This is a genomic window from Rhizobium sp. UFLA01-1127 (assembly GCF_059803845.1).
In genome coordinates this window covers 39873-59279 of sequence record NZ_JAUQTZ010000012.1, presented here as the reverse complement: position 1 = coordinate 59279, position 19407 = coordinate 39873, and the positions used below count along the sequence as shown (strand labels likewise).

Here is a 19407-nt window from a genome sequence, read left to right as displayed (position 1 = left end):
ATTTTCAACCGTTCGTTTTTTTCCTTGCCAAACGGGAAGAGCGCCTTAGCTAACCCAGCATGTCTTCTCAGGAACAGCCCGAACAGGGTGAAGCCAAGCCGAGGCCGCTGAACGAGCCGGCCCTTACCGCACTCTCATTGTATCCCCAGGATTGGGCCTTGTTCCTCGATATCGACGGAACCTTGCTCGATCTTGCCGAAAGGCCGGAAGCGATCGTCGTGCCGGACTATCTGCCAGGCACGCTGCATGCCCTATCCCGCCAGCTCGGCGGCGCCTTGGCCTTGGTGACAGGCCGCGCCATCGAATTCGTCGATCCGCTCTTCGCTCCTTTCCGTTTTCCGGTTGCCGGCCTGCATGGCGGGGAACGCCGCGATGCGGCCGGACGGCTGCGGCGGGCGCATATTCCGCCTGCCTTTCAGGAGATGAAACAGGTCATTCAGCGTCAGGCCATGGCCTGGCCCGGCGCCATCTTCGAGGACAAGGGGGCTGCGGTCGCGGTTCACTTCCGGCATGCTCCGGCAAGCGAAGCCGAGATCGCCGAGGCCATGCAACGCCATCTGGAAGAAGCCGGCTCCGACTGGACCCTTCAGCGCGGCAAGATGGTGATCGAAATCTGCCCGGCGCATGCCAGCAAAGGACATGCCGTCGAGGCATTTCTCGCTGAAGAGCCGTTCGAGGGACGCCGTCCGGTCGCGATCGGCGACGACGTGACCGACGAGACGATGTTTGCCGCCGCCAACCGCCTTGGCGGCCAATCCGTACGCATCGGCGAAGGCGACCGAAAAACGCTGGCGCGTGCATCCATTGGCTCGCCCGCGCGTTTAAGAGACGTGCTGGGAACGCTCGTCAAGTAATCCGTCGATCACCCGGCCAGCTTCTTAGTCTCCCGCAATTCCGAACGGAAAACCGCTGCGCACTTTTCCCGGAATTGCTTTGGCCTTCTCGAAAGGAAGAATTCATTGAGTCGTCTCATCATCGTTTCCAACCGCGTTTCCGTACCCGATCACAAGGGCGCAGCAGCCGCGGGCGGCCTCGCCGTGGCGCTGCAGGCCGCACTTGCCGAGCGCGGCGGCATCTGGATGGGCTGGTCCGGCAAATCGAGCGGCGACGTGGAACCGGAGCCGCTGCAGATGACGCAGGACGGCAACATCACCTATGCCCTCTCCGACCTGACGCAGACCGATGTCGAGGAATATTATCAGGGCTTTGCCAATCGCGTCCTCTGGCCGATCTGCCACTACCGGCTCGATCTCGCCGAATATGCCCGCAAGGAAATGACCGGCTATTTCCGCGTCAACCGCTTCTTCGCCCACCGGCTTGCGCCGCTGATCGAACCCGACGACATCATCTGGGTGCACGATTACCATCTCATTCCGCTGGCGGCGGAGCTGCGGCAGATGGGCTTGAAGAACCGCATCGGCTTCTTCCTGCACATTCCCTGGCCACCGGCAGATGTCGTGCTCGCCATGCCGGTGCATGAGGAGATCATGCGGGGCCTCTCCTCCTACGACCTGCTCGGGTTCCAGACCGATCACGATCTGGAAAACTTCGCGGGCTGCCTGAGGCGCGAAGGCATGGGCATCGAGAAAAGTCCCGGCCATTTCAGCGCCCATGGCCATGATTTTCGCGGCGGCGCCTATTCGATCGGTATCGAGACGGCGGGTTTTGCCGCCTTTGCCCGCAAGGCCGCTTCGCACAGCATGGTGCAGAAGGTGCGCAAGAGCATCGAAGGCCGCGATCTGATCCTCGGCGTCGACCGGCTCGACTACTCCAAGGGCATCACCCAGCGCATCGACGCCTTCGAACGTTTCATCACCAACAATCCGGCGCATCAGCGCAGCGTCACCTATCTGCAGATCACCCCGAAATCGCGCTCCGAAGTGCCGGAATATGAGGCAATGCAGCATGCGGTTGCCGAACAGGCCGGCCGGGTCAACGGCGCTATCGGCACGGTGGACTGGGTTCCCATCCGCTATATCAACCGCTCGATCAGCCGCCCGATCCTCGCCGGCCTCTACCGGCTCGCCAAGATCGGGCTCGTGACACCGTTGCGCGACGGCATGAACCTCGTCGCCAAGGAATATGTCGCGGCACAGGATCCGGAAAATCCCGGCGTGCTGGTGCTCTCCCGCTTTGCGGGCGCCGCGCGTGAACTCAAAGGCGCCCTGCTGGTCAATCCCTACGATGTCGACGGTACAGCCAATGCGATGGCGCGCGGCATCAGCATGCCGCTGGAAGAGCGGCAGGAACGCTGGCGCGGCATGATGGATCACTTGCTCAAGAATGATGTCTCGCGCTGGTGCGAGACATTTCTGGCCGACCTTACGACGGAATAGAGCATGATTGATGATTATCCGGCGGCTGCTTCGGCGAGCAGCCATTGCACCAGTTGTTCCGCCTCTGGGTTTGCGGCGGCCGGCGGCAGCAGCCAGTAGCCGCGCTCCGGCGCCTCCAGCATAGGACCCGCCGTTACCAACGTCCTCGCGGCGAGCAGGGAATCGACAAGCCCTATCCAGCCGATGGCAACGCCCTGTTCGCTGAGAGCGGCCTGCACGACCAGCGAATAAGTATTGAAGCGCAGGTCGCCACGACCGGCATAGGCATCCCGGGCAATGCCGAAGGCGGCAAGATAGCTTTCCCAATCGAACCAGGCCGACGGTATCTCCGAATCGAGATGGACGAGCGTGGTGCCTGCAAGCTGCGAGGGATCGGTGAACGGGCCATGGCGATCGGCAAAACCCCTGGTGCAGATCGGCACGACCTTTTCCGGCAAAAGCAGCGTCGCCGCCGGACCGAATTCGCTGCGCGTGCCGAAGAAGACGGCGATATCGCCACTCTCCGGCGCACCGCGATCGAGCCGCTGCGTGGCGACGATCTGGATATCCACTTCCGAGTGGAGAAGCCGGAACGCATGCATACGGGGTATCAGCCAGAGAGCGGAAAAGGCATAGTCCGTGCGCAGACGGACGGATGGACGCTCCGCCTCGACGCGGAAGCTGCGCACCAGATTGTCGACGCCGCCGACCGCCTTTTCGACGATCTCGAACAGGCGCTGCCCTTCCGGCGAAAGCTCGACGCCGCGATGCTGGCGGCGAAATAGGGAGACACCCATCTGCTCTTCGATGCGGCGGATTTGGTAGCTGACGGCCGGCTGCGTCAGGCCGAGCGCCGAAGCGGCGGCGGAGAGACTGCCGGAGCGCCCGACCTCCAGAAATATCCGCAGCCAGCCGAGATCCACCAAACGTTCAGCCATAAAATTTCCTTTTACCAGCTATCGAAAAATGCCCGCTTCACAGCGGGAACTCTAGTGATGTTCAATAAAATAATCCAATAACAAGAGGGAACCATCGTCATGCGCATGTCTGCAATGGGTCGGCTGACCGCCGGCGCTCTTCTTTCCGTCCTTTCCTCTGCCGGTATCGCCCGCGCCGATGGCGATAGCTGCAAGACGATCCACCTTTCGGACCCCGGCTGGACGGACATCACCTCGACCAACGGGGTGACCGGCGTGCTGCTCACCGCCCTCGGTTACGAGCCCGACATCAAGACGCTTTCCGTGCCGATCGGTTACCAGGCGATGAAGACAGGCGAGATCGATGTTTTCCTCGGCAACTGGATGCCGGCGCAGAAGGCTTTCATCGACGATCTCATCAAGGCGAAGGCGGCCGAAGTGCTGAACCGCAATCTCCAGAGCGCCAAGTTCACGCTCGCGGTCCCGGCCTATGCTGCCGAGAAGGGCATCAAGGATTTTTCCGACCTGCAGAAACATGCCGAGGATTTCGGCCGCAAGATCTACGGCATCGAGCCCGGCGCGCCGGCCAATGCCAATATCCAGAAGATGATCGACGCCAACGATTTCGGCCTGAAAGGCTGGGAACTGGTGGAATCGAGCGAGCAGGCGATGCTGTCGCAAGTGGAGCGCGCCTCGAAGGAGAAGCAGGCAATCGTCTTCCTTGCCTGGGCGCCGCATCCGATGAACGAGCGCTTCAAGATCGCCTATCTCTCCGGCGGCGATACCTATTTCGGCGCGAATTACGGTGGCGCCGAGGTTTATACGCTGGCACGCACCGGCTGGGCCGCCCAATGCCCGAATGCCGCCAAGCTCTTCCATAACCTGACCTTCGACATCGGAATGGAGAATTCGCTGATGGGCTCGATCCTCGGCGGCGAGAGCGCCAAGGACGCGGCGACCGCCTGGCTGAAGGCGCATCCAGATGCCTTGACGCCCTGGCTTGCCGGCGTCACCACTATGGACGGCAAGCCCGGCCTCGGCGCCGTCAAAGCTGCCATCGGCCTCTGATCCTAAGGAAACAGCTTCACATGTCCCGTCCGAATATCCTCATCCTCATGGTCGATCAGTTCAACGGGACATTCTTTCCCGACGGCCCGGCCGAGTTCCTGCATGCGCCGGTCCTGAAGGCCCTGGCAAAGCGCTCCGTGCGCTTTGCCAACAGCTATACGGCAAGCCCGCTCTGCGCGCCCGCCCGAGCCTCCTTCATGTCCGGGCAGCTGCCGAGCCGCACACGCGTCTACGACAACGCCGCCGAATTCTGCTCCGACATCCCGACCTTTGCCCACCACCTGCGCGCCGCCGGCTATCAGACGGCGCTGTCGGGCAAGATGCATTTCGTCGGCCCGGACCAGATGCACGGCTTCGAGGAGCGGCTGACGACCGACATCTACCCGGCCGATTTCGGCTGGACGCCGGACTACACCAAACCCGGCGAGCGCATCGACTGGTGGTATCACAATCTCGGTTCTGTCACCGGAGCCGGCACGGCCGAAATCACCAACCAGATGGAATATGACGACGAGGTTGCCTATCACGCGACCCGCAAGCTCTACGATCTCTCGCGCCGGCATGACGAGCGGCCCTGGTGCCTGACCGTCAGCTTCACGCATCCGCACGACCCTTACGTCGCACGCCGGCGCTTCTGGGATCTCTATGAGGATTGCCCGGCGCTCGACCCGGAAGTCGGCGAAATCCCCTTCGACCAGCAGGACCCGCATTCGCAGCGGCTGATGAAGGCGTGCGACCACACCGCCTTCGATATCACCCCGGAGCAGATCCGCCAGGCACGGCGCGGCTATTTCGCCAATATCTCCTATGTCGACGAGAAGATCGGCGAGATCCTCGAAACGCTTGAGCGCGGCCGCATGGCCGACAACACGATCATCCTCTTCGTCTCTGACCACGGTGACATGCTCGGCGAGCGCGGCCTCTGGTTCAAGATGAACTTCTTTGAGGGCTCGGCCCGCGTGCCGCTGATGATATCGGCGCCAGGCTGGCAACCGAAGCGCATCGATCAGCCGGTTTCGACGCTCGACGTGACGCCGACCCTCGCCGCCCTTGCCGGCATCGACATCGCCTCGCTCCGCCGCTGGACCGATGGCGAAGACCTGACGCCGCTCGCCCTCGGCGCAGGAAGCCGCAGCCCCGTACCGATGGAATATGCGGCAGAAGGTTCCGAAGCGCCGCTCGTGGGCCTGCGGGACGGCCGCTACAAGCTGACCCTTTGCGAGAAGGACCCGCCGATGCTCTTCGACATCGACGCGGACCCGAAGGAGTTGAGCAACCTCGCTTACGATCCGGCCTATGCCGAAACGTTGAAGCGACTGACAGCGCAGGCCATGGAACGCTGGAACCCCGCAAGTTTCGACGCTGCCGTGCGCGAAAGCCAGGCACGGCGATGGGTGGTGTACACGGCGCTGCGCAACGGCGCCTACTACCCTTGGGACTATCAGCCGCTGCAGAAGGCATCGGAGCGCTACATGCGCAATCACATGGACCTCAACGTGCTGGAAGAGAACCAGCGCTATCCGCGCGGCGAATAGGATTTCGGTAGCCCATCATCGGTTGAGCGATATGGTCGCGCCGGTCACAATGGAGACTATCCGTGAAAATCAGCGCGAGAAACCGCCTCAAGGGGAAGGTGCATCGCGCTTCTGGCAGTAATGCGCCGTCTCGCCGTCGCCGGTCTGGAAATCTCCGGGCTGCGGCGGCGCAATCGGCTTGAACAGGGTGCGGTCCGGCTTCAGATCCAGCAGGGGAGTGCCGTCAAGGCAATCAAGGCCGCGCACCAGCAGGACGTTTCCTTCGACGGCTTCGAGCTTGACGATGGATGTGCCGATAGGATTGGGCCGAACCGGTGAGCGCAGCGAGAAGGTGCCGTGCACCTTGCCGCTGTTGGCCGGGCTCTGTAGCACGAGATCCCGGCGGGAGCGATCCAGCCAGTAGAGGACTTCCAGCCGCTCGAAGGCTTCTACGCCCTGCAGCGCCGCCACCCAGGGCTCGAAGATCTCGATCCGGCAGGGCCGTCATGACGGCCCTGCCGCGGCGTTTCCATGCGCGATGTCCAGGGCGTGGAGATGCGGCCGATGAAGGTGAGACCCGCATCCGAGGCTGCAGGCGGATCGACGGCCACCTCGTTTTCGCGAATTTCGTTTTCCCGGACCATGGGTGCCTTCCTTATAGAGCGGTTATTTCATGCCCTTCAGCAATGCCGCCAGCTGATCGTCGGTCAGATCGACCTGGTAGAAAAGCTTATAGAACTCCTTCACATCGTCGGAAAAATCGCTGCGGAAGAGTTTTGGATAGAGCAGCTTCTCCACCCAGCGCACGCCGAGAAGCCGGTTGACGCCGGGTGGCGAATCGAACCAGCCGAAGGGCAACGAGGGCGGTACGAAGATCTTGCCGTCCTTGACGGCCTTGATGCCGGCCCATTGCGGATCGCTCTTCACCGAGGCGGCGAAAGCAGGGGTCTCGGCGATGATGATATCCGGGTTCCAGCCGACGACCTGCTGAGGCGTTACCCTGGCAAGGCCGCCCTTGCCGGCGGCGGCGGCAACGTTCATCGTGCCGACGGCGTCGAGTATTTCAAGATTGATCGAACCGGAAAGCCCCGTCTCCAGGCCATCGGCACCACGGCCATAATAGACACGCGGGCGCGGATCGTTCGGCAGCGTGGCCAGCTTGTCGTTCAAATCCTTGATTGCCGAATCGGCGTAATCGGCAAGCTTGTCGGCGCGGTCTTCGACGCCGATCAACGCGCCGACATCGCGCAGTGTAGCGGCGGTGCGGGCAAAGCTGCCATCCACGAGCACATAGGGGATCTGCGTTTCGGACTGCACCTTGTCGGCCAGAGCCTTATAGGTGGAATCGACCGTGCCGACATCGAGAATAATGTCGGGCTTGGCATCCTTGATTGCCTGCGCGCCGATTGCGCCGTCCTTGCCCGCCAGCCGGCCGATCGTGGGAAGTGCCCGCACGGACGGCATCAGATAGGCCTTAGCGGCATCATCGGGCGCGTGAACCCAGCCCACCAGCTTCTCCGGCGACAGCACATAGACCAGCACGACGGCGGGCGGTCCGGCCACCAAAATGCGGTTGATCTTGTCCGGCACCGACACCGTACGCCCTGCTGCATCGGTGATGATTCGCGCCTCGGCCGCGACCGGCATTAGGCCGGCAAGGGCCAGAGCAAGAACCGCAAGGAATTTCATCATGAAAACTGCCCGTCCTGATCGAAGAGATCCTCCGGGCCGGCACTATGGCATAGCGCTATATCGGATGGAACATCGCGAGGGCACTATTCCAAAATGAAACGCATCCGTATCGACCTCACCGATTTGGAGCGTGACTGGCTGGGTCTTCATTACATCGCATGTAATTGAGAGCAGCATTCGTCCCGGGGTATCTAAAGATCATCTTCTTGCAGGAAGAGCTTTTTCAGCCCTTCAACGAAAGAGAGCCTTCGCCCGGCATGACGTCGATGGCCACGACATCATTCCAACGGCAGGCTCGGGAGAAATCCATGACAATGATGTCATTTACCAAGAAAGAAGCCCCGCAATGGCTGCTCGCCTTCTGGCGGGAAATCGACGACAAGACCTTCGGGGACGGCTTCGATTGCCTCGCGGAAGACGCCACATGCAATCTCGGCGTTGCCGACTGGAAGGGGCGCGAAGCCATTCGCGAAAACCTGCGCGCCTTCATCGACACCGGTTTCACCGCATTGCATGACGTCACCGAATATTGGGACGGCGGATCGCTGAAAGTGTTCCGCGGGACTGTGATCATGACGCCCGATGACCGCACGCGGGCGGTGGTCAAACCGGTCATGACGCATTTCTTCTACATGGATGAAACCGATCCGACGAAAGTGCGCCACTGGTACGGCTCGGTCGGACCGATTGCCTTCTCATAAGAAATGAGGGTGGCGGGGCTACCCAATACGGCCCCGCCACGCCAAACGAACGAACGAAGCGAGGCTTTGCAGGATGAGTTCTTTCCCCGCAGAACTGAGATTGCCGAACGAACTCGGCCCGCAGCTGCGTGCATGGCGCGACACACGGGGAAAGAGCCAGCTCGAACTTTCTCTCGACACCGGCATTTCGCAGCGGCAGATCAGTTTCATCGAAAGCGGCAGGAGCACGCCCGGCCGCCAGAACGTATTGCGTCTCGCCGACGCGCTGGAGGTGCCATTCCGCGAGCGCAACACCCTGTTGCTTGCCGCCGGCTATGCACCGATCTATTCCGAAGGCAGTTTTGACGATGAGGAATTGCAGGGCGTTACCAAGGCGCTCGAGCGCATGCTGCGTCAGCACGAGCCATTCCCGGCCATCGTGATGGACCGTTACTGGAATGTCCTGCTGACCAATGATGCAACGCTTCGCTTTTTCGGCCGGTTCACCGATATGGCCACACGACCGAAACCGCGTAATCTCCTGCATCTGATGTTCGATCCATCGGGCATGCGGCCCTTCATTGCGGACTGGGAGAAGACGGCGGAAAGCCTTTTGGGGCGCGTCTTCCGCGAGTCTGTCGGCCGCGTTATCGATACGCGGACGAAGGAGCTTATCGACGGTCTGCTCGCCTATCCCGATGTGAACGCCGAATGGCCGGCATCGCCGGCGATCGAGAATGCGCCGATCATTCCCCTCTCCTTCGTGAAGGACAGGCATGTCCTGCAATTCTTCTCGCTGGTGACGACGGTCGGAACGCCGCAAATGATCACGACCCAGGAGCTGCGGGTCGAATGCATGTTTCCGCTGGATGACGCCACGGAGGCTCGCTACGCGGAGCTGATCAATACTGCAGAGGAGTAGCGGCATGAGCCACAGGCCGATCGCCTGTGGCTAGATGTCCCGCTGTCAAGCCGCCTTGACGGCGTGATATTCCTTGATCGCGGCCATCTTGATAGCCGGGTAACGTTCCGCCTCGTAGCGCAGCGAGAAGCCGTCCTGAGCGAGGAAGACCGGGTCGCCGTCAAGATCGCGGGCGATATCGCCGCGGCGCGCGGTGACGAATTTCTCAAGATCGGCGGATTGGTCGGCCGAGATCCAGCGGCAGACGGAGAAGCGCGACATTTCGAACGACACCGGCAGGCCGTATTCGGCCATCAGCCGTTCCTTCAGCACGTCGAGCTGCAGGGCGCCGACGACGCCGACGATGGCGGGAGAGCCGTCTTCCGGCGAGAAGAGCTGCACGACGCCCTCTTCGGCCATCTGCTGCAAGGCTTCCTTAAGCTTCTTCGCCTTCATCGCGTCTTCAAGACGAACGCGGCGCAGAATTTCCGGCGAGAAGTTCGGCACGCCCTGGAAGACGAGGGATTCGCCTTCCGTCAGCGTGTCGCCGATGCGCAGCGTTCCGTGGTTCGGGATGCCGACGACATCGCCGGCATAGGCGGTATCGGCAAGCTGGCGCTGCGAGGCGAAGAAGAACTGCGGCGCGGTGAGACCGAGTTGCTTGCCGGTGCGCGACAGCCGCGCCTTCATGCCGCGCTCCAGCTTGCCGGAGCAGATGCGGGCGAAAGCGATGCGGTCGCGATGGTTTGGGTCCATGTTGGCCTGGATCTTGAAGACGAAGGCCGTCATCTTGTCGTCAGTGGCGTGAACCGTCCTGATATCGGCGACCTGGTCACGCGGCGGCGGCGCGAATGCGCCGAGCGCGTTGATGAGGTCGCGAACGCCGAAATTGCGTAGCGCCGAGCCGAAGAAGACCGGTGTCATGTGGCCTTCAAGGAAAGATTCCCGATCGAAGGGACGGCAGGCCTCGATCGCCAGTTCCGTTTCGTCGATGAAGGCCTGGCGCTCGTTTTCCGGCAGCCTGTCGGCAACAGCCTGCGGGCCGTTCACCTTGGTCGCCTCGACCTCGGTATCGGAGCCGCGCACCGTGTTGTCGGCCAGATGATAGGAGCCGCAGAAGGTCTTGGAGCGGCCGATCGGCCAGGTGACCGGGGCCGTATCCAGCGCAAGCTTCTCTTCGACTTCATCGAGAATTTCGAAGGGATCGCGGCTTTCGCGGTCCATCTTGTTGATGAAGGTGATGATCGGGATGTCGCGCATGCGGCAGACTTCGAAGAGCTTCAGCGTTCGCGGCTCGATACCCTTGGCGGCGTCGATGACCATGACGGCGGCATCGACGGCCGTCAGCGTGCGATACGTGTCGTCGGCGAAGTCTTCGTGGCCGGGCGTATCGAGAATGTTGAAGACATTGCCTTCATATTCGAAGGTCATGACTGATGTCACGACCGAGATGCCGCGCTCGCGCTCGATCTTCATCCAGTCGGAGCGCGTCTGCATGCGATCCTTCTTCGCCTTGACCTCGCCGGCAAGCTGAATGGCGCCGCCGAACAGCAGCAGCTTTTCGGTGAGCGTCGTCTTGCCCGCGTCCGGGTGAGCGATAATAGCGAATGTGCGGCGGCGGGAGACCGCCTCGGCGAGACTTTCGGCCATGCGTGTGAATCCTGTGAATTGGCGCCGTATCTAGCGACTCAAAGGCCTAAATGCAATTGACCTCGGGCGTTCGCGCGCAAACTAATGCCGCATGACCATTCACACCGATATCGGCCCGACGCTGAACCTCATCCGCCTGCCGCACGGCGAAGGCCTTGAGCTGCCCGCCTATGAGACCAAGGGGGCCGCCGGCATGGACCTGCGCGCGGCCGTTGAAGAAGGTGCTACGCTGACGATCGCGCCCGGCAAACGGGCTCTCGTCCCGACCGGCTTCATCTTCGAAATTCCGGAAGGCTTCGAGGCGCAGATCCGCCCGCGCTCCGGCCTTGCCTTCAAGAACGGCATTACCTGCCTGAACGCCCCCGGCACGATCGACAGCGACTACCGCGGCGAAGTGAAGGTGCTGCTCATCAATCTCGGTGACGAGCCCTTCGAGATCATCCGCGGCATGCGCATCGCCCAGATGGTGATCGCGCCGGCGATCCAGGCGCGTATCGTCGAGACAACGGAAGCGACCGGGACCAAGCGCGGTGCAGGCGGCTTCGGCTCGACCGGTGTGTGATGTCTGAACCTGGACTGACGTTCCGGCAGGATTATTTCGGCGATCCCTGTGCCTGGAAAGCGCTCGCCGAGTTGCTGCAGGATACATTCTCGATCGATGTCGATATGCAGGCTTCGTTCGGAGGCCCGGACCCGACAAGCATGCCGTTCGGCTATTTCGATAGCGAAGGCCGCTGCGTCGCCAATTTCACTGCCTTCTCCATGCCGATGATGATCAATGGCACGGCCGTCAAGGCAGCAGGCTATCAATCAGGCGCGGTGCGGCCGGAATGGCGCGAACGAGGCCTCTATCGCGATCTCATGCAGCGCGCCTTTGCCCGAACCGCCGCCGAAGGCTACGAACTCGATCTGCTGCTCACCGACAAGCCTGCGTTGTATGAGCGGTACGGCTTTCGAATCTTGCCGCAGCATATCTTCATTGCGAAGACGCCCGAACCCCGGAAACCCGGCCCACCTGCCCGGCAGCTCTCCTTGGACTCGCCTGACGATCTACGCCTGATCAAGACGCTTCTGCAGAACCGCCAACCGGTTTCTGCTCAATTTGCCGTCGTCAGGCAGAAGGAGATGTTTCTGCTGAATGCCTGCTTCAATTCCGCCATCCGCCTGACAGCACTCGCGGATAACGCCATCATTGCATGGACATTTGACGGCGCGACGTTCTGGCTTCTCGACATAGCGGGAACGACCATTCCATCCCTGGCGACGATTCTGTCTATGCTTGATGTCGAACCTGAGCGTATCGAAATCTGCTTTTCGCCAGATCGGCTGGATTGCGAGGCGTCGCCGGAACCTTATGAGGGTTACACGATGCTTATGGCACGCGGCAAAGCGGCAGACGATATTGCTGGACCGTTCATCCTGTCGCCGATGGCGGAATTCTAGCGTGAAAGCGGCGGCAGGCGGCGCTTGACCGGGGTCGCCTTGACCATCGACGTATTGGTTTCGGCCCGCTCGGTGATCTTGTCCAATATGCCGTCGAGTTCACCCATAGAGCGCACCACCAGGCGACCGATAAAGCAATCGTCGCCGGTGACCTTGTCGCACTCGATGAATTCCGGCGTCTCCTGAATGATCCGTTCGACCACATGGAGCTGACCGGGCAGCGGCCGGATGCGAACGATCGCCTGCAGCGGATACCCGATCGCTTCGGGCGCTATATCGATGGTGAAGGCTGAGACGATGCCGCGCTCTTCCAGCCGCCGCAGCCGTTCCGCTGCACTCGGTGACGACAGAGCAGCCACCTCAGCCAGCTCTTTCAGAGAGATCCGGGCATTGCGCGCCAGCGCCTCGAGCATCCGCTGATCGGTATCGTCGAGATTCAAAGCCGCATTAGGAAAACCCATATAAAAACCTCGTTTAATTAGGCAAATGCGCGATATCCCCTCATTAAATATATATCACCTGCCGCTGGCCCGCAATATGATTGGCGTAGATAGACCGGAGCCAAGGTGATGAACGAGATAAAACGCGGCACAGGGGAAATGACGGCGGCGATGCTGATTTCAGGCACGATCGGCTGGTTCGTGCTGATGTCGGGGCAGGCCGTGACCGGGGTCGTCTTCTGGCGCTGCTTCTTCGGCGCACTGACGCTGCTCGTCATCTGTGGGACCATGGGCCTGCTGCGCCCCGGCATTCTTAATCTCAAAACCTTTTCCATCGCTGTCGGCGGTGGGATCGCCATTGTCCTCAACTGGCTGCTGCTTTTCGCCGCCTATTCCCACGCTTCCATTTCCATCGCCACGACCGTCTACAACACGCAGCCCTTCATGCTACTTGGGCTCGGCGCACTGTTTCTGAATGAGCGGATCACCTTCACCAAGCTCTTCTGGCTGGCACTTGCCTTTGCCGGCATGGCGATCATCGTCGAGGGCAAGCCGGCAGAGGCAGTGGGCTCGGGAAGCTATGCAATCGGCATCCTGCTGTCGCTGGGTGCCGCCTTCTTCTATGCGCTGGCGGCGATCGCCGCCAAATGGCTGAGAGGCACGCCGCCGCATCTTATCGCGCTGATCCAGGTTTCGACAGGCATACTGATGCTGGCGCCTTTTACCAATTTTTCGGCCGCGCCCCAGGATATCGGCGGATGGTCGATCCTCGTCACCATGGGTGTCGTCCATACCGGCGTGATGTATGTGCTGCTTTACGGCGCCATCCAGAAGCTGCCGACACACCTGACCGGCGCGCTATCCTTCATCTATCCGATCGCGGCCATCGTGGTCGATCGCTTTGCCTTCGGCCATGTGCTCGGCGCCGGACAGATCGTCGGCGCGATCATCATTCTGGGCGCTGCCGCGGGTATGAATCTCGGCTGGACGATCCCGCTGCCCTGGCATAGAAGCGGTCATCTTTCCAAGAGGACGGCCGAATGATCACCTGCTACCTGCGCTATGTCATCGATCCTTACAAGCTTGCTCAGTTCGAGCACTATGCCAAGCTCTGGATTCCGCTGGTCAACCGGCTGGGCGGCACGCATCATGGCTATTTCATGCCGCATGAGGGCGCAAGCAATATCGCATTGGCGCTTTTCAGCTTCCCAAGCCTTGCTGCCTATGAGGAATATCGGCTGAAAATACCCGAGGATGCAGAATGCCAGGCCGCTCTTGCCTATGGCGAGGAAACGCGCTGCATCGTCAGCTACGAACGTAGCTTCATGCGACCAGTCTTCTAGAGCCTACTTAGCCGGATTCGGACAGACTTCAGGGCGGCCGTCGAGGCCCTCGGCCATCTTCTCGAAGGTCGCTCCCGGTCCGGCCTTGCCGCCGCCGATGCGCAGCACATAGAGGCTGTCGAAATCCGCGCCATGCCATTTCGGCACGGCCTTGGCGTCGCCGCCATTCTCGCTCGTCAGCTGACGGGCAAGATCGACGATCTGCTTGTGCTCCCAGGCAACGAAGATCAGCTTGCCGGCATAATCCTGCTTCTTCAGCTCGGCTTTCAGACCCTCGATATCATCGTAACCGAAGCTGGTATCGACAGGCATGCCGAGGGCGATTGCTGTGGGTTCGATGGTCGCGAGCGGGCGGATGTAATCGTAGGAGGTACCGGAATCTTTCTTGCGCTTCGACGGATCCGGCGCAAAGAGCGCTGCGGGCTTGCCGAAGAGCTTTGCCAGCACCGGCGGCAGCGCCAGAGCCCTGTTAAGACCCTGGCAGCTCAATTGTCCAAGACCCGCCTCAGGCTTTTCCCCATGGCGCATGAAGACGATCGTCTGCGTACCCGTCTCGGCTGCCGAGGCGATTGACGCGGAGACGCAGAGCGATGAGAGCGCCAGAAGGCAGGTCGCCAGTCTCTGCGAAAGGCGCCTCATCAGCGCTGCGCCTCGAAAGCCATGCGCAGGGCGAGACCGGCCAGCACCGTGCCCATCAGCCAGCGCTGCACCAGCGCGAAGGACGGGCGGCGGGTGAGGAACATCGCGATCCAGCCGGCACTCAGCGCGAAGATGGCGTTGAATGTTACGCTGATGATGATCTGCGCGAAGCCGAGAACAATGGATTGAGTAAAGACGCTGCCGGTGCCAGGATCAATGAATTGCGGCAGCAGCGACAAATAGAGGATCGCGACCTTCGGATTGAGCAGGCTCGTCACCAGTCCCATCGTGAAGAGCCGGCGTGTGCTATCTTTGGGAAGCGCGCGCACCTGAAAGGCCGAGCGGCCGCCGGGCTTCAGCGCATTCCAGGCGAGCCATCCAAGATAGACCGCGCCCGCCAGCCGCAGCGCATCATAGGCAAAGGGTACGGCAAGGACGAACGCGGTGATGCCAAGTGCAGCCGAGAACATGTAGAAAAGGAAGCCGCAGGCGACACCGCCGAGCGAAATCAATCCTGCAGCTGGCCCCTGCGAGATCGATCGCGAGACCAGATAGATCATGTTCGGCCCAGGCGTCAGCACCATGCCGAGAGCGATCAGGGCAAAGGCGATCATACTGGTCAGATGCGGCATAGAGCCTCCGGCGGGGAAAGGGCTTCAGAAGGAAATTTCCGTGGATGGGACCAGTTTGATTTCATGCGGTCCGGCATCGAAACCGTCAAGCAGCATATTGTGATGGGTGACAATGTCTTCAAAGCTCAGTTTGCCCATATCGGCAGTGGTGTGCCCGTCGGAAATCAGCGTCACGTCGAAACCGAGCGAAACGGCACGCCGCACAGTCGTATCCACGCAAAACTGCGTCATGCAGCCGCCGACAATGAGATGGGCAACGCCCCGTGCCCTCAGCCGCGCCTCCAGATCCGTCTCGAAGAAGGAATCGCAGCTCGTCTTGTGCACCACGACATCGCCTGCCTCCGGTGCGATTTCGCGGCGCAGCTGCCAGCCTTCACTGCGCTTGACCAGGCGATGTCCCGGAGCGCCGTCATGCTGGACGATGAAAGCCGGAACGCCGGCAGCGCGGGCGCTGTGTTTCAATGCCGCGAGCTTGGCGACGACCGTTTCCAGCGCGGCATCGATAGCCGGCTGACGATTCGGTGCGCCAAGGCCGGTCAGGATGGAATTCTGAAGATCGATCAGGAGCAATGCGAGAGACATGATATCCTTGGGCAAAGCAGTTTCGACGTGCCAATAATGCCTTGGTAATATGTTCGCAGCGCCGGCGCAATCGCTTGAAAACGCAGAAGTGGTGCGATAGAGCCGAATACCATCTCAGGAGGAAGATCTTCATGACGCTCGCGGCTTTGCTTGCCTATTGCGGCGCGCTTTTCATTGCCGCCGCCATTCCCGGCCCGGGCATCACGGCGATCGTGGCGCGCGCACTCGGCTCCGGTTTTCGCGAGACCTTCTTCATGGGCCTTGGCCTTGTGCTCGGCGATACGATCTATCTGACGGCGGTCATTCTCGGCCTCGCCTTCGTGGCGCAGGCCTTTACCGAGGTCTTCGTCGTCATCAAGATCGCCGGCGCGCTCTATCTCGGCTATATCGCCTGGAAGCTCTGGACCGCCGGCCTGCTCGCCGCCGATATCGCGGCCAAAAAATCCAACAGCGCCGGCATGTCCTTCCTCTCCGGACTGCTTGTCACGCTCGGCAACCCCAAGACCATGCTCTTCTATGTCGCGCTGGTGCCGACATTGATCGATATCGGCAGTATCGGCCTGCGCGAATATGCGATCCTTGTGGCGGCGACTTTCACCATTCTTCTGATCGTTCTCGTGCCCTATATGCTGCTTGCCTCGCGGGCGCGAACCCTTCTCAAGAAGCCGCGGGCGCTGCAGGTTCTGAACCGGGCCGCCGCCAGCATCCTCGCCGCCACGGCCGCCTTCATTGCAGCGCGTGCTGCCTGAAAAAAACATCCTCAAAGAAGGCTGTTGGGAGATTCTTTTCTCACGCGCCTCGCGCGAGTGGCGTGTGCGTACTCTGGTTTCCGCGGGCGTTTGCTCCTATTGTCGTTTCATAATTCCAATATAGGGAGAGCTACCCATGTCCGACACCCGTAAACCTGGCCGCGGCCGCGTCTATGCCTCGATCACCGAGACCATCGGCGACACGCCGATTGTCCGTCTGGACAAGCTGGCGAAGGAGAAGGGCGTCAAGGCCAACCTCTTGGCAAAGCTCGAATTCTTCAATCCGATCGCCTCCGTGAAGGACCGCATCGGCGTCGCAATGATAGAGAGCCTGGAATCGCAGGGCAAGATCGCTCCCGGCCGGACCGTCCTGATCGAGCCGACCTCGGGCAACACCGGCATTGCGCTTGCTTTTGCCGCCGCCGCCAAGGGCTACCGGCTGATCCTCACCATGCCGGAGACCATGTCGGTCGAGCGCCGCAAGATGCTGGCGCTGCTCGGTGCGGAACTGGTGCTGACGGAGGGACCGAAGGGCATGAAGGGGGCGATTGCCAAGGCGGAAGAGCTCGCCGCGTCGCTGCCGGACGCGATCATTCCGCAGCAGTTCGAAAATCCGGCCAATCCGGAAATCCACCGCAAGACGACGGCCGAGGAAATCTGGAACGACACCGACGGCAAGGTCGATATTTTCGTTGCCGGCATCGGCACCGGCGGCACGATCACCGGCGTCGGCCAGGTGCTGAAGGCCCGCAGAGCCGATATCAAGGTCATCGCCGTCGAGCCGACGGATTCGCCGGTTCTCTCCGGCGGCAATCCCGGCCCGCACAAAATCCAGGGCATCGGCGCCGGCTTCGCGCCGAAGATCCTCGACACCCATGTTTACGACGAGGTGGTCACCGTCAGCAATGACGAGGCCTTCCAGCTGGCGCGGCTGGTGGCCAAGCTCGAAGGCGTGCCGGTCGGCATCTCCTCCGGCGCGGCGCTGGCGGCGGCAATCAAGATCGGCCAACGCCCGGAAAGCGAAGGCAAAACCATCGTCGTCATCATCCCCTCCTTCGCTGAACGCTATCTCTCGACGGCGCTGTTCGAGGGACTTGGCGGCTGAAGCTGCCTACCAGAAAAAATCGCGTCGCGTTTTTGCGCGACGTGCTTCAAGCTCATGCCGCCGCAGTCAGCCGCTCGCCGGCAATGCGGTAGGAGATGGCTTCCGCGAGATGGATGCGCCCGACGGTCGGTTTATCGTCCAGATCGGCAAGGGTGCGTGCAACTTTGAGAATGCGATGGTAGCCGCGGGCCGAGAATTTCATCTTTTCGGCCGCATCCCGCAGCAATTGCAGGCCGGCAGCATCGGGCTCGGCGATGGTTTCGATCATCGCGGTGGAGCAGCGGGCATTGGTGCTGACATCCTTCATGCCGGCCCGCTCGAAACGCTCCCTTTGCCGTTCACGGGCACGGGCGACGCGCAGCGCGACATCGGCGCTCTTTTCGGCCACCGTCGGCCGGATGAGATCGGCGGCCGAGACCGCAGGCACGTCGATGCGGATGTCGATGCGATCGAGCAGTGGACCGGAAATCCGGCCTTGATAATCGGAAGCGCAACGTGGTCCGCGGGCGCAGGTATGGCCCGGCTCGCCAGCCATGCCGCAGCGGCACGGGTTCATTGCCGCGACGAGCTGGATGCCGGCCGGATAGGAGACGCGGTGGTTTGCTCTCGCAATGACGCATTCGCCGGTTTCAAGCGGCTGGCGCAGCGCATCGAGCGCCTGCGGCGAAAACTCCGGCAACTCATCGAGGAAAAGAATGCCGTGATGGGCGAGCGAGACCTCGCCCGGCCGGGCGCGAATACCGCCGCCGACGAGCGCCGCCATGGTGGCGGAGTGATGAGGCGCGCGATAGGGCCGCCGATCCGAGAGCTTGCCGCCGGAAAGCTGGCCGGCGATCGAATGGATCATCGACACCTCCAGCAGCTCGTTTGTCGACAAGGGCGGCAGGATGGACGGCAGGCGTGAGGCGAGCATCGACTTGCCGGAACCGGGCGGCCCGACAAAAAGCAGATTGTGCCCGCCGGCCGCCGCCACTTCCAAGGCGCGCTTGGCGCTTTCCTGGCCCTTGATATCGGCAAGGTCGGGCAGATTGGCGGCACTGGCACGAATGGAGGGTTCTGGCCGCGATAGAACCTGCGTGCCGCGGAAATGGTTGGCGAGCGCAATCAGACTGCGCGGCGCCAGAATATCGATCTCCTTGCCGGCCCAGGCGGCTTCCGGGCCGCTTTCGGCCGGGCATATCAGTCCTTTGCCCATGGCATTGGCGGCGATCGCCGCGGGAAGCGCGCCGGCAACAGGCGCGATGGTGCCATCGAGATTGAGTTCGCCGATGACCGTGTAGGACGACAGGGCATCGGCGGGGATCGCGCCAAGCGCCGCCATCAGACCGAGCGCGATGGCAAGGTCGAAGTGGCTGCCCTCCTTCGGCAAGTCCGCCGGCGCGAGATTGACCGTGACCTTTTTCGGCGGCAGCGCGAGGCCGGATGCGTGCAATGCCGCCTGCACCCGCTCCCGGCTTTCTGCCACGGCTTTATCGGGCAGGCCAACGATGTGCATCAGCACCTTGCCGGGCGCGATCATCACCTGCACCTCGACGGGTACGCCTTCAATGCCCTGAAACGCGACCGTACTGACACGCGCTACCATTCCCTGCCCCCTGTCGCCCAACCCGTTTGCCGTTACTTACTCCGATCGACAAACTTCGAGTTGCAATCTGGCACAAGATAAGGAATGAAACAAGAACAATAAACGAACAAAAACTCCACCTTGGCACGCCGAAGCGTCTACGTCCCTGGGGG

At 61.6% G+C, this 19407-nt stretch carries 20 protein-coding genes and 1 pseudogene; 12 read left to right on the top strand and 9 right to left on the bottom strand.

Annotation, left to right across the window (positions count from 1 at the left end):
• The first annotated feature begins 59 nt into the window (after window positions 1–59).
• Both otsB and otsA read left to right on the top strand, forming a co-directional pair.
• Window positions 60–854, top strand: a complete 795-nt coding sequence (gene otsB, locus Q4Q11_RS04980) for a trehalose-phosphatase (RefSeq protein ID WP_113215256.1) — start codon at window positions 60–62, stop codon at window positions 852–854.
• A gap of 105 nt (window positions 855–959) precedes the next feature.
• On the top strand, window positions 960–2336 hold the full coding sequence (gene otsA / locus Q4Q11_RS04975) for an alpha,alpha-trehalose-phosphate synthase (UDP-forming) (RefSeq protein ID WP_113215255.1): 1377 nt from the start codon (window positions 960–962) through the stop codon (window positions 2334–2336).
• 14 nt (window positions 2337–2350) lie between these two features.
• Here otsA and Q4Q11_RS04970 read toward each other — a convergent pair whose 3' ends face one another.
• Window positions 2351–3253, bottom strand: coding sequence for a choline sulfate utilization transcriptional regulator (locus tag Q4Q11_RS04970; protein WP_498568824.1), 903 nt, complete (start codon window positions 3251–3253; stop codon window positions 2351–2353).
• Between the two features lie 99 nt (window positions 3254–3352).
• Here Q4Q11_RS04970 and Q4Q11_RS04965 point away from each other — a divergent pair, with 99 nt between their 5' ends.
• The gene (locus Q4Q11_RS04965; protein ID WP_498568823.1) at window positions 3353–4300 is read left to right on the top strand and encodes a choline ABC transporter substrate-binding protein; all 948 of its coding nucleotides are present in this window, start codon (window positions 3353–3355) and stop codon (window positions 4298–4300) included.
• A 20-nt stretch (window positions 4301–4320) separates the two neighbouring features.
• Window positions 4321–5835, top strand: a complete 1515-nt coding sequence (gene betC / locus Q4Q11_RS04960; RefSeq protein WP_498568822.1) for a choline-sulfatase — start codon at window positions 4321–4323, stop codon at window positions 5833–5835.
• Between the two features lie 87 nt (window positions 5836–5922).
• On the opposite strand, the pseudogene tsaA reads toward betC, so the two are convergent.
• Window positions 5923–6458: pseudogene (tsaA, locus tag Q4Q11_RS04955) on the bottom strand (tRNA (N6-threonylcarbamoyladenosine(37)-N6)-methyltransferase TrmO).
• A 22-nt stretch (window positions 6459–6480) separates the two neighbouring features.
• A complete protein-coding gene (locus Q4Q11_RS04950) occupies window positions 6481–7506 on the bottom strand; it encodes an iron ABC transporter substrate-binding protein (protein WP_498568821.1) in 1026 nt (341 codons plus the stop codon).
• Window positions 7507–7814: 308 nt separating this feature from the next.
• Between Q4Q11_RS04950 and Q4Q11_RS04945 the strand changes: the two genes are divergently transcribed.
• Window positions 7815–8207, top strand: a complete 393-nt coding sequence (locus Q4Q11_RS04945) for a nuclear transport factor 2 family protein (RefSeq protein ID WP_498568820.1) — start codon at window positions 7815–7817, stop codon at window positions 8205–8207.
• A 73-nt stretch (window positions 8208–8280) separates the two neighbouring features.
• Window positions 8281–9108 carry a helix-turn-helix transcriptional regulator gene (locus tag Q4Q11_RS04940; RefSeq protein ID WP_113223085.1) on the top strand — a complete coding sequence of 276 codons (828 nt, stop codon included), beginning with the start codon at window positions 8281–8283 and terminating at the stop codon, window positions 9106–9108.
• Between the two features lie 45 nt (window positions 9109–9153).
• Here Q4Q11_RS04940 and Q4Q11_RS04935 read toward each other — a convergent pair whose 3' ends face one another.
• Window positions 9154–10737, bottom strand: coding sequence for a peptide chain release factor 3 (locus Q4Q11_RS04935; RefSeq protein WP_112508382.1), 1584 nt, complete (start codon window positions 10735–10737; stop codon window positions 9154–9156).
• 91 nt (window positions 10738–10828) lie between these two features.
• On the opposite strand from Q4Q11_RS04935, the gene dut reads away from it, so the two are divergent.
• Window positions 10829–11299 (top strand): dUTP diphosphatase, encoded by a 471-nt coding sequence (gene dut, locus Q4Q11_RS04930; protein WP_112508380.1) that lies wholly within the window; start codon window positions 10829–10831, stop codon window positions 11297–11299.
• Window positions 11299–12180, top strand: a complete 882-nt coding sequence (locus Q4Q11_RS04925) for a GNAT family N-acetyltransferase (protein WP_112508378.1) — start codon at window positions 11299–11301, stop codon at window positions 12178–12180. The genes dut and Q4Q11_RS04925 overlap by 1 nt, the downstream gene beginning before the upstream one ends.
• Here Q4Q11_RS04925 and Q4Q11_RS04920 read toward each other — a convergent pair.
• Complete coding sequence (locus Q4Q11_RS04920) at window positions 12177–12641, bottom strand: Lrp/AsnC family transcriptional regulator (RefSeq protein ID WP_112508376.1); 465 nt, start codon at window positions 12639–12641, stop codon at window positions 12177–12179. The two genes, Q4Q11_RS04925 and Q4Q11_RS04920, sit on opposite strands and share 4 nt — an antisense overlap.
• 108 nt (window positions 12642–12749) lie before the next feature.
• Between Q4Q11_RS04920 and Q4Q11_RS04915 the strand changes: the two genes are divergently transcribed.
• Window positions 12750–13664 carry a DMT family transporter gene (locus tag Q4Q11_RS04915; protein WP_498568819.1) on the top strand — a complete coding sequence of 305 codons (915 nt, stop codon included), beginning with the start codon at window positions 12750–12752 and terminating at the stop codon, window positions 13662–13664.
• Complete coding sequence (locus Q4Q11_RS04910; protein WP_077468494.1) at window positions 13661–13963, top strand: NIPSNAP family protein; 303 nt, start codon at window positions 13661–13663, stop codon at window positions 13961–13963. The genes Q4Q11_RS04915 and Q4Q11_RS04910 overlap by 4 nt, the downstream gene beginning before the upstream one ends.
• A 3-nt stretch (window positions 13964–13966) precedes the next feature.
• Here Q4Q11_RS04910 and Q4Q11_RS04905 read toward each other — a convergent pair whose 3' ends face one another.
• From Q4Q11_RS04905 to Q4Q11_RS04895, 3 genes are read right to left on the bottom strand one after another with little or no spacing between them, the layout of a single operon-like run.
• Window positions 13967–14602: a hypothetical protein gene (locus tag Q4Q11_RS04905; protein ID WP_498568818.1), complete on the bottom strand. Its 636-nt coding sequence runs from the start codon at window positions 14600–14602 to the stop codon at window positions 13967–13969.
• Window positions 14602–15234, bottom strand: coding sequence for a LysE family translocator (locus tag Q4Q11_RS04900; protein WP_112508369.1), 633 nt, complete (start codon window positions 15232–15234; stop codon window positions 14602–14604). The genes Q4Q11_RS04905 and Q4Q11_RS04900 overlap by 1 nt, the downstream gene beginning before the upstream one ends.
• A 24-nt stretch (window positions 15235–15258) precedes the next feature.
• Window positions 15259–15816, bottom strand: coding sequence for a cysteine hydrolase family protein (locus tag Q4Q11_RS04895; protein WP_498568817.1), 558 nt, complete (start codon window positions 15814–15816; stop codon window positions 15259–15261).
• A 131-nt stretch (window positions 15817–15947) separates the two neighbouring features.
• Between Q4Q11_RS04895 and Q4Q11_RS04890 the strand changes: the two genes are divergently transcribed.
• On the top strand, window positions 15948–16565 hold the full coding sequence (locus Q4Q11_RS04890) for a LysE family translocator (protein WP_498568816.1): 618 nt from the start codon (window positions 15948–15950) through the stop codon (window positions 16563–16565).
• Window positions 16566–16701: 136 nt separating this feature from the next.
• The gene (gene cysK / locus Q4Q11_RS04885) at window positions 16702–17670 is read left to right on the top strand and encodes a cysteine synthase A (protein ID WP_113215244.1); all 969 of its coding nucleotides are present in this window, start codon (window positions 16702–16704) and stop codon (window positions 17668–17670) included.
• Between the two features lie 52 nt (window positions 17671–17722).
• Here the strand turns inward: cysK and Q4Q11_RS04880 are convergent, their stop codons facing one another.
• Window positions 17723–19255 (bottom strand): YifB family Mg chelatase-like AAA ATPase, encoded by a 1533-nt coding sequence (locus tag Q4Q11_RS04880; RefSeq protein ID WP_498568815.1) that lies wholly within the window; start codon window positions 19253–19255, stop codon window positions 17723–17725.
• Window positions 19256–19407: the final 152 nt, after the last annotated feature.

What these genes read in the sequence shown, in the direction of transcription:
- Q4Q11_RS04925 (WP_112508378.1), top strand. Translation starts at nt 11,299, where the DNA reads ATGTCTGAACCTGGACTGACGTTCCGGCAGGATTATTTCGGCGATCCC.
- Q4Q11_RS04945 (WP_498568820.1), top strand. Translation starts at nt 7,815, where the DNA reads ATGACAATGATGTCATTTACCAAGAAAGAAGCCCCGCAATGGCTGCTC.
- Q4Q11_RS04905 (WP_498568818.1), bottom strand. Translation starts at nt 14,602, where the DNA reads ATGAGGCGCCTTTCGCAGAGACTGGCGACCTGCCTTCTGGCGCTCTCA.
- Q4Q11_RS04935 (WP_112508382.1), bottom strand. Translation starts at nt 10,737, where the DNA reads ATGGCCGAAAGTCTCGCCGAGGCGGTCTCCCGCCGCCGCACATTCGCT.
- Q4Q11_RS04910 (WP_077468494.1), top strand. Translation starts at nt 13,661, where the DNA reads ATGATCACCTGCTACCTGCGCTATGTCATCGATCCTTACAAGCTTGCT.
- Q4Q11_RS04890 (WP_498568816.1), top strand. Translation starts at nt 15,948, where the DNA reads ATGACGCTCGCGGCTTTGCTTGCCTATTGCGGCGCGCTTTTCATTGCC.
- otsB (WP_113215256.1), top strand. Translation starts at nt 60, where the DNA reads ATGTCTTCTCAGGAACAGCCCGAACAGGGTGAAGCCAAGCCGAGGCCG.
- Q4Q11_RS04965 (WP_498568823.1), top strand. Translation starts at nt 3,353, where the DNA reads ATGCGCATGTCTGCAATGGGTCGGCTGACCGCCGGCGCTCTTCTTTCC.
- cysK (WP_113215244.1), top strand. Translation starts at nt 16,702, where the DNA reads ATGTCCGACACCCGTAAACCTGGCCGCGGCCGCGTCTATGCCTCGATC.
- dut (WP_112508380.1), top strand. Translation starts at nt 10,829, where the DNA reads ATGACCATTCACACCGATATCGGCCCGACGCTGAACCTCATCCGCCTG.
- Q4Q11_RS04900 (WP_112508369.1), bottom strand. Translation starts at nt 15,234, where the DNA reads ATGCCGCATCTGACCAGTATGATCGCCTTTGCCCTGATCGCTCTCGGC.
- betC (WP_498568822.1), top strand. Translation starts at nt 4,321, where the DNA reads ATGTCCCGTCCGAATATCCTCATCCTCATGGTCGATCAGTTCAACGGG.
- Q4Q11_RS04880 (WP_498568815.1), bottom strand. Translation starts at nt 19,255, where the DNA reads ATGGTAGCGCGTGTCAGTACGGTCGCGTTTCAGGGCATTGAAGGCGTA.
- Q4Q11_RS04970 (WP_498568824.1), bottom strand. Translation starts at nt 3,253, where the DNA reads ATGGCTGAACGTTTGGTGGATCTCGGCTGGCTGCGGATATTTCTGGAG.
- Q4Q11_RS04895 (WP_498568817.1), bottom strand. Translation starts at nt 15,816, where the DNA reads ATGTCTCTCGCATTGCTCCTGATCGATCTTCAGAATTCCATCCTGACC.
- Q4Q11_RS04915 (WP_498568819.1), top strand. Translation starts at nt 12,750, where the DNA reads ATGAACGAGATAAAACGCGGCACAGGGGAAATGACGGCGGCGATGCTG.
- Q4Q11_RS04940 (WP_113223085.1), top strand. Translation starts at nt 8,281, where the DNA reads ATGAGTTCTTTCCCCGCAGAACTGAGATTGCCGAACGAACTCGGCCCG.
- Q4Q11_RS04950 (WP_498568821.1), bottom strand. Translation starts at nt 7,506, where the DNA reads ATGATGAAATTCCTTGCGGTTCTTGCTCTGGCCCTTGCCGGCCTAATG.
- Q4Q11_RS04920 (WP_112508376.1), bottom strand. Translation starts at nt 12,641, where the DNA reads ATGGGTTTTCCTAATGCGGCTTTGAATCTCGACGATACCGATCAGCGG.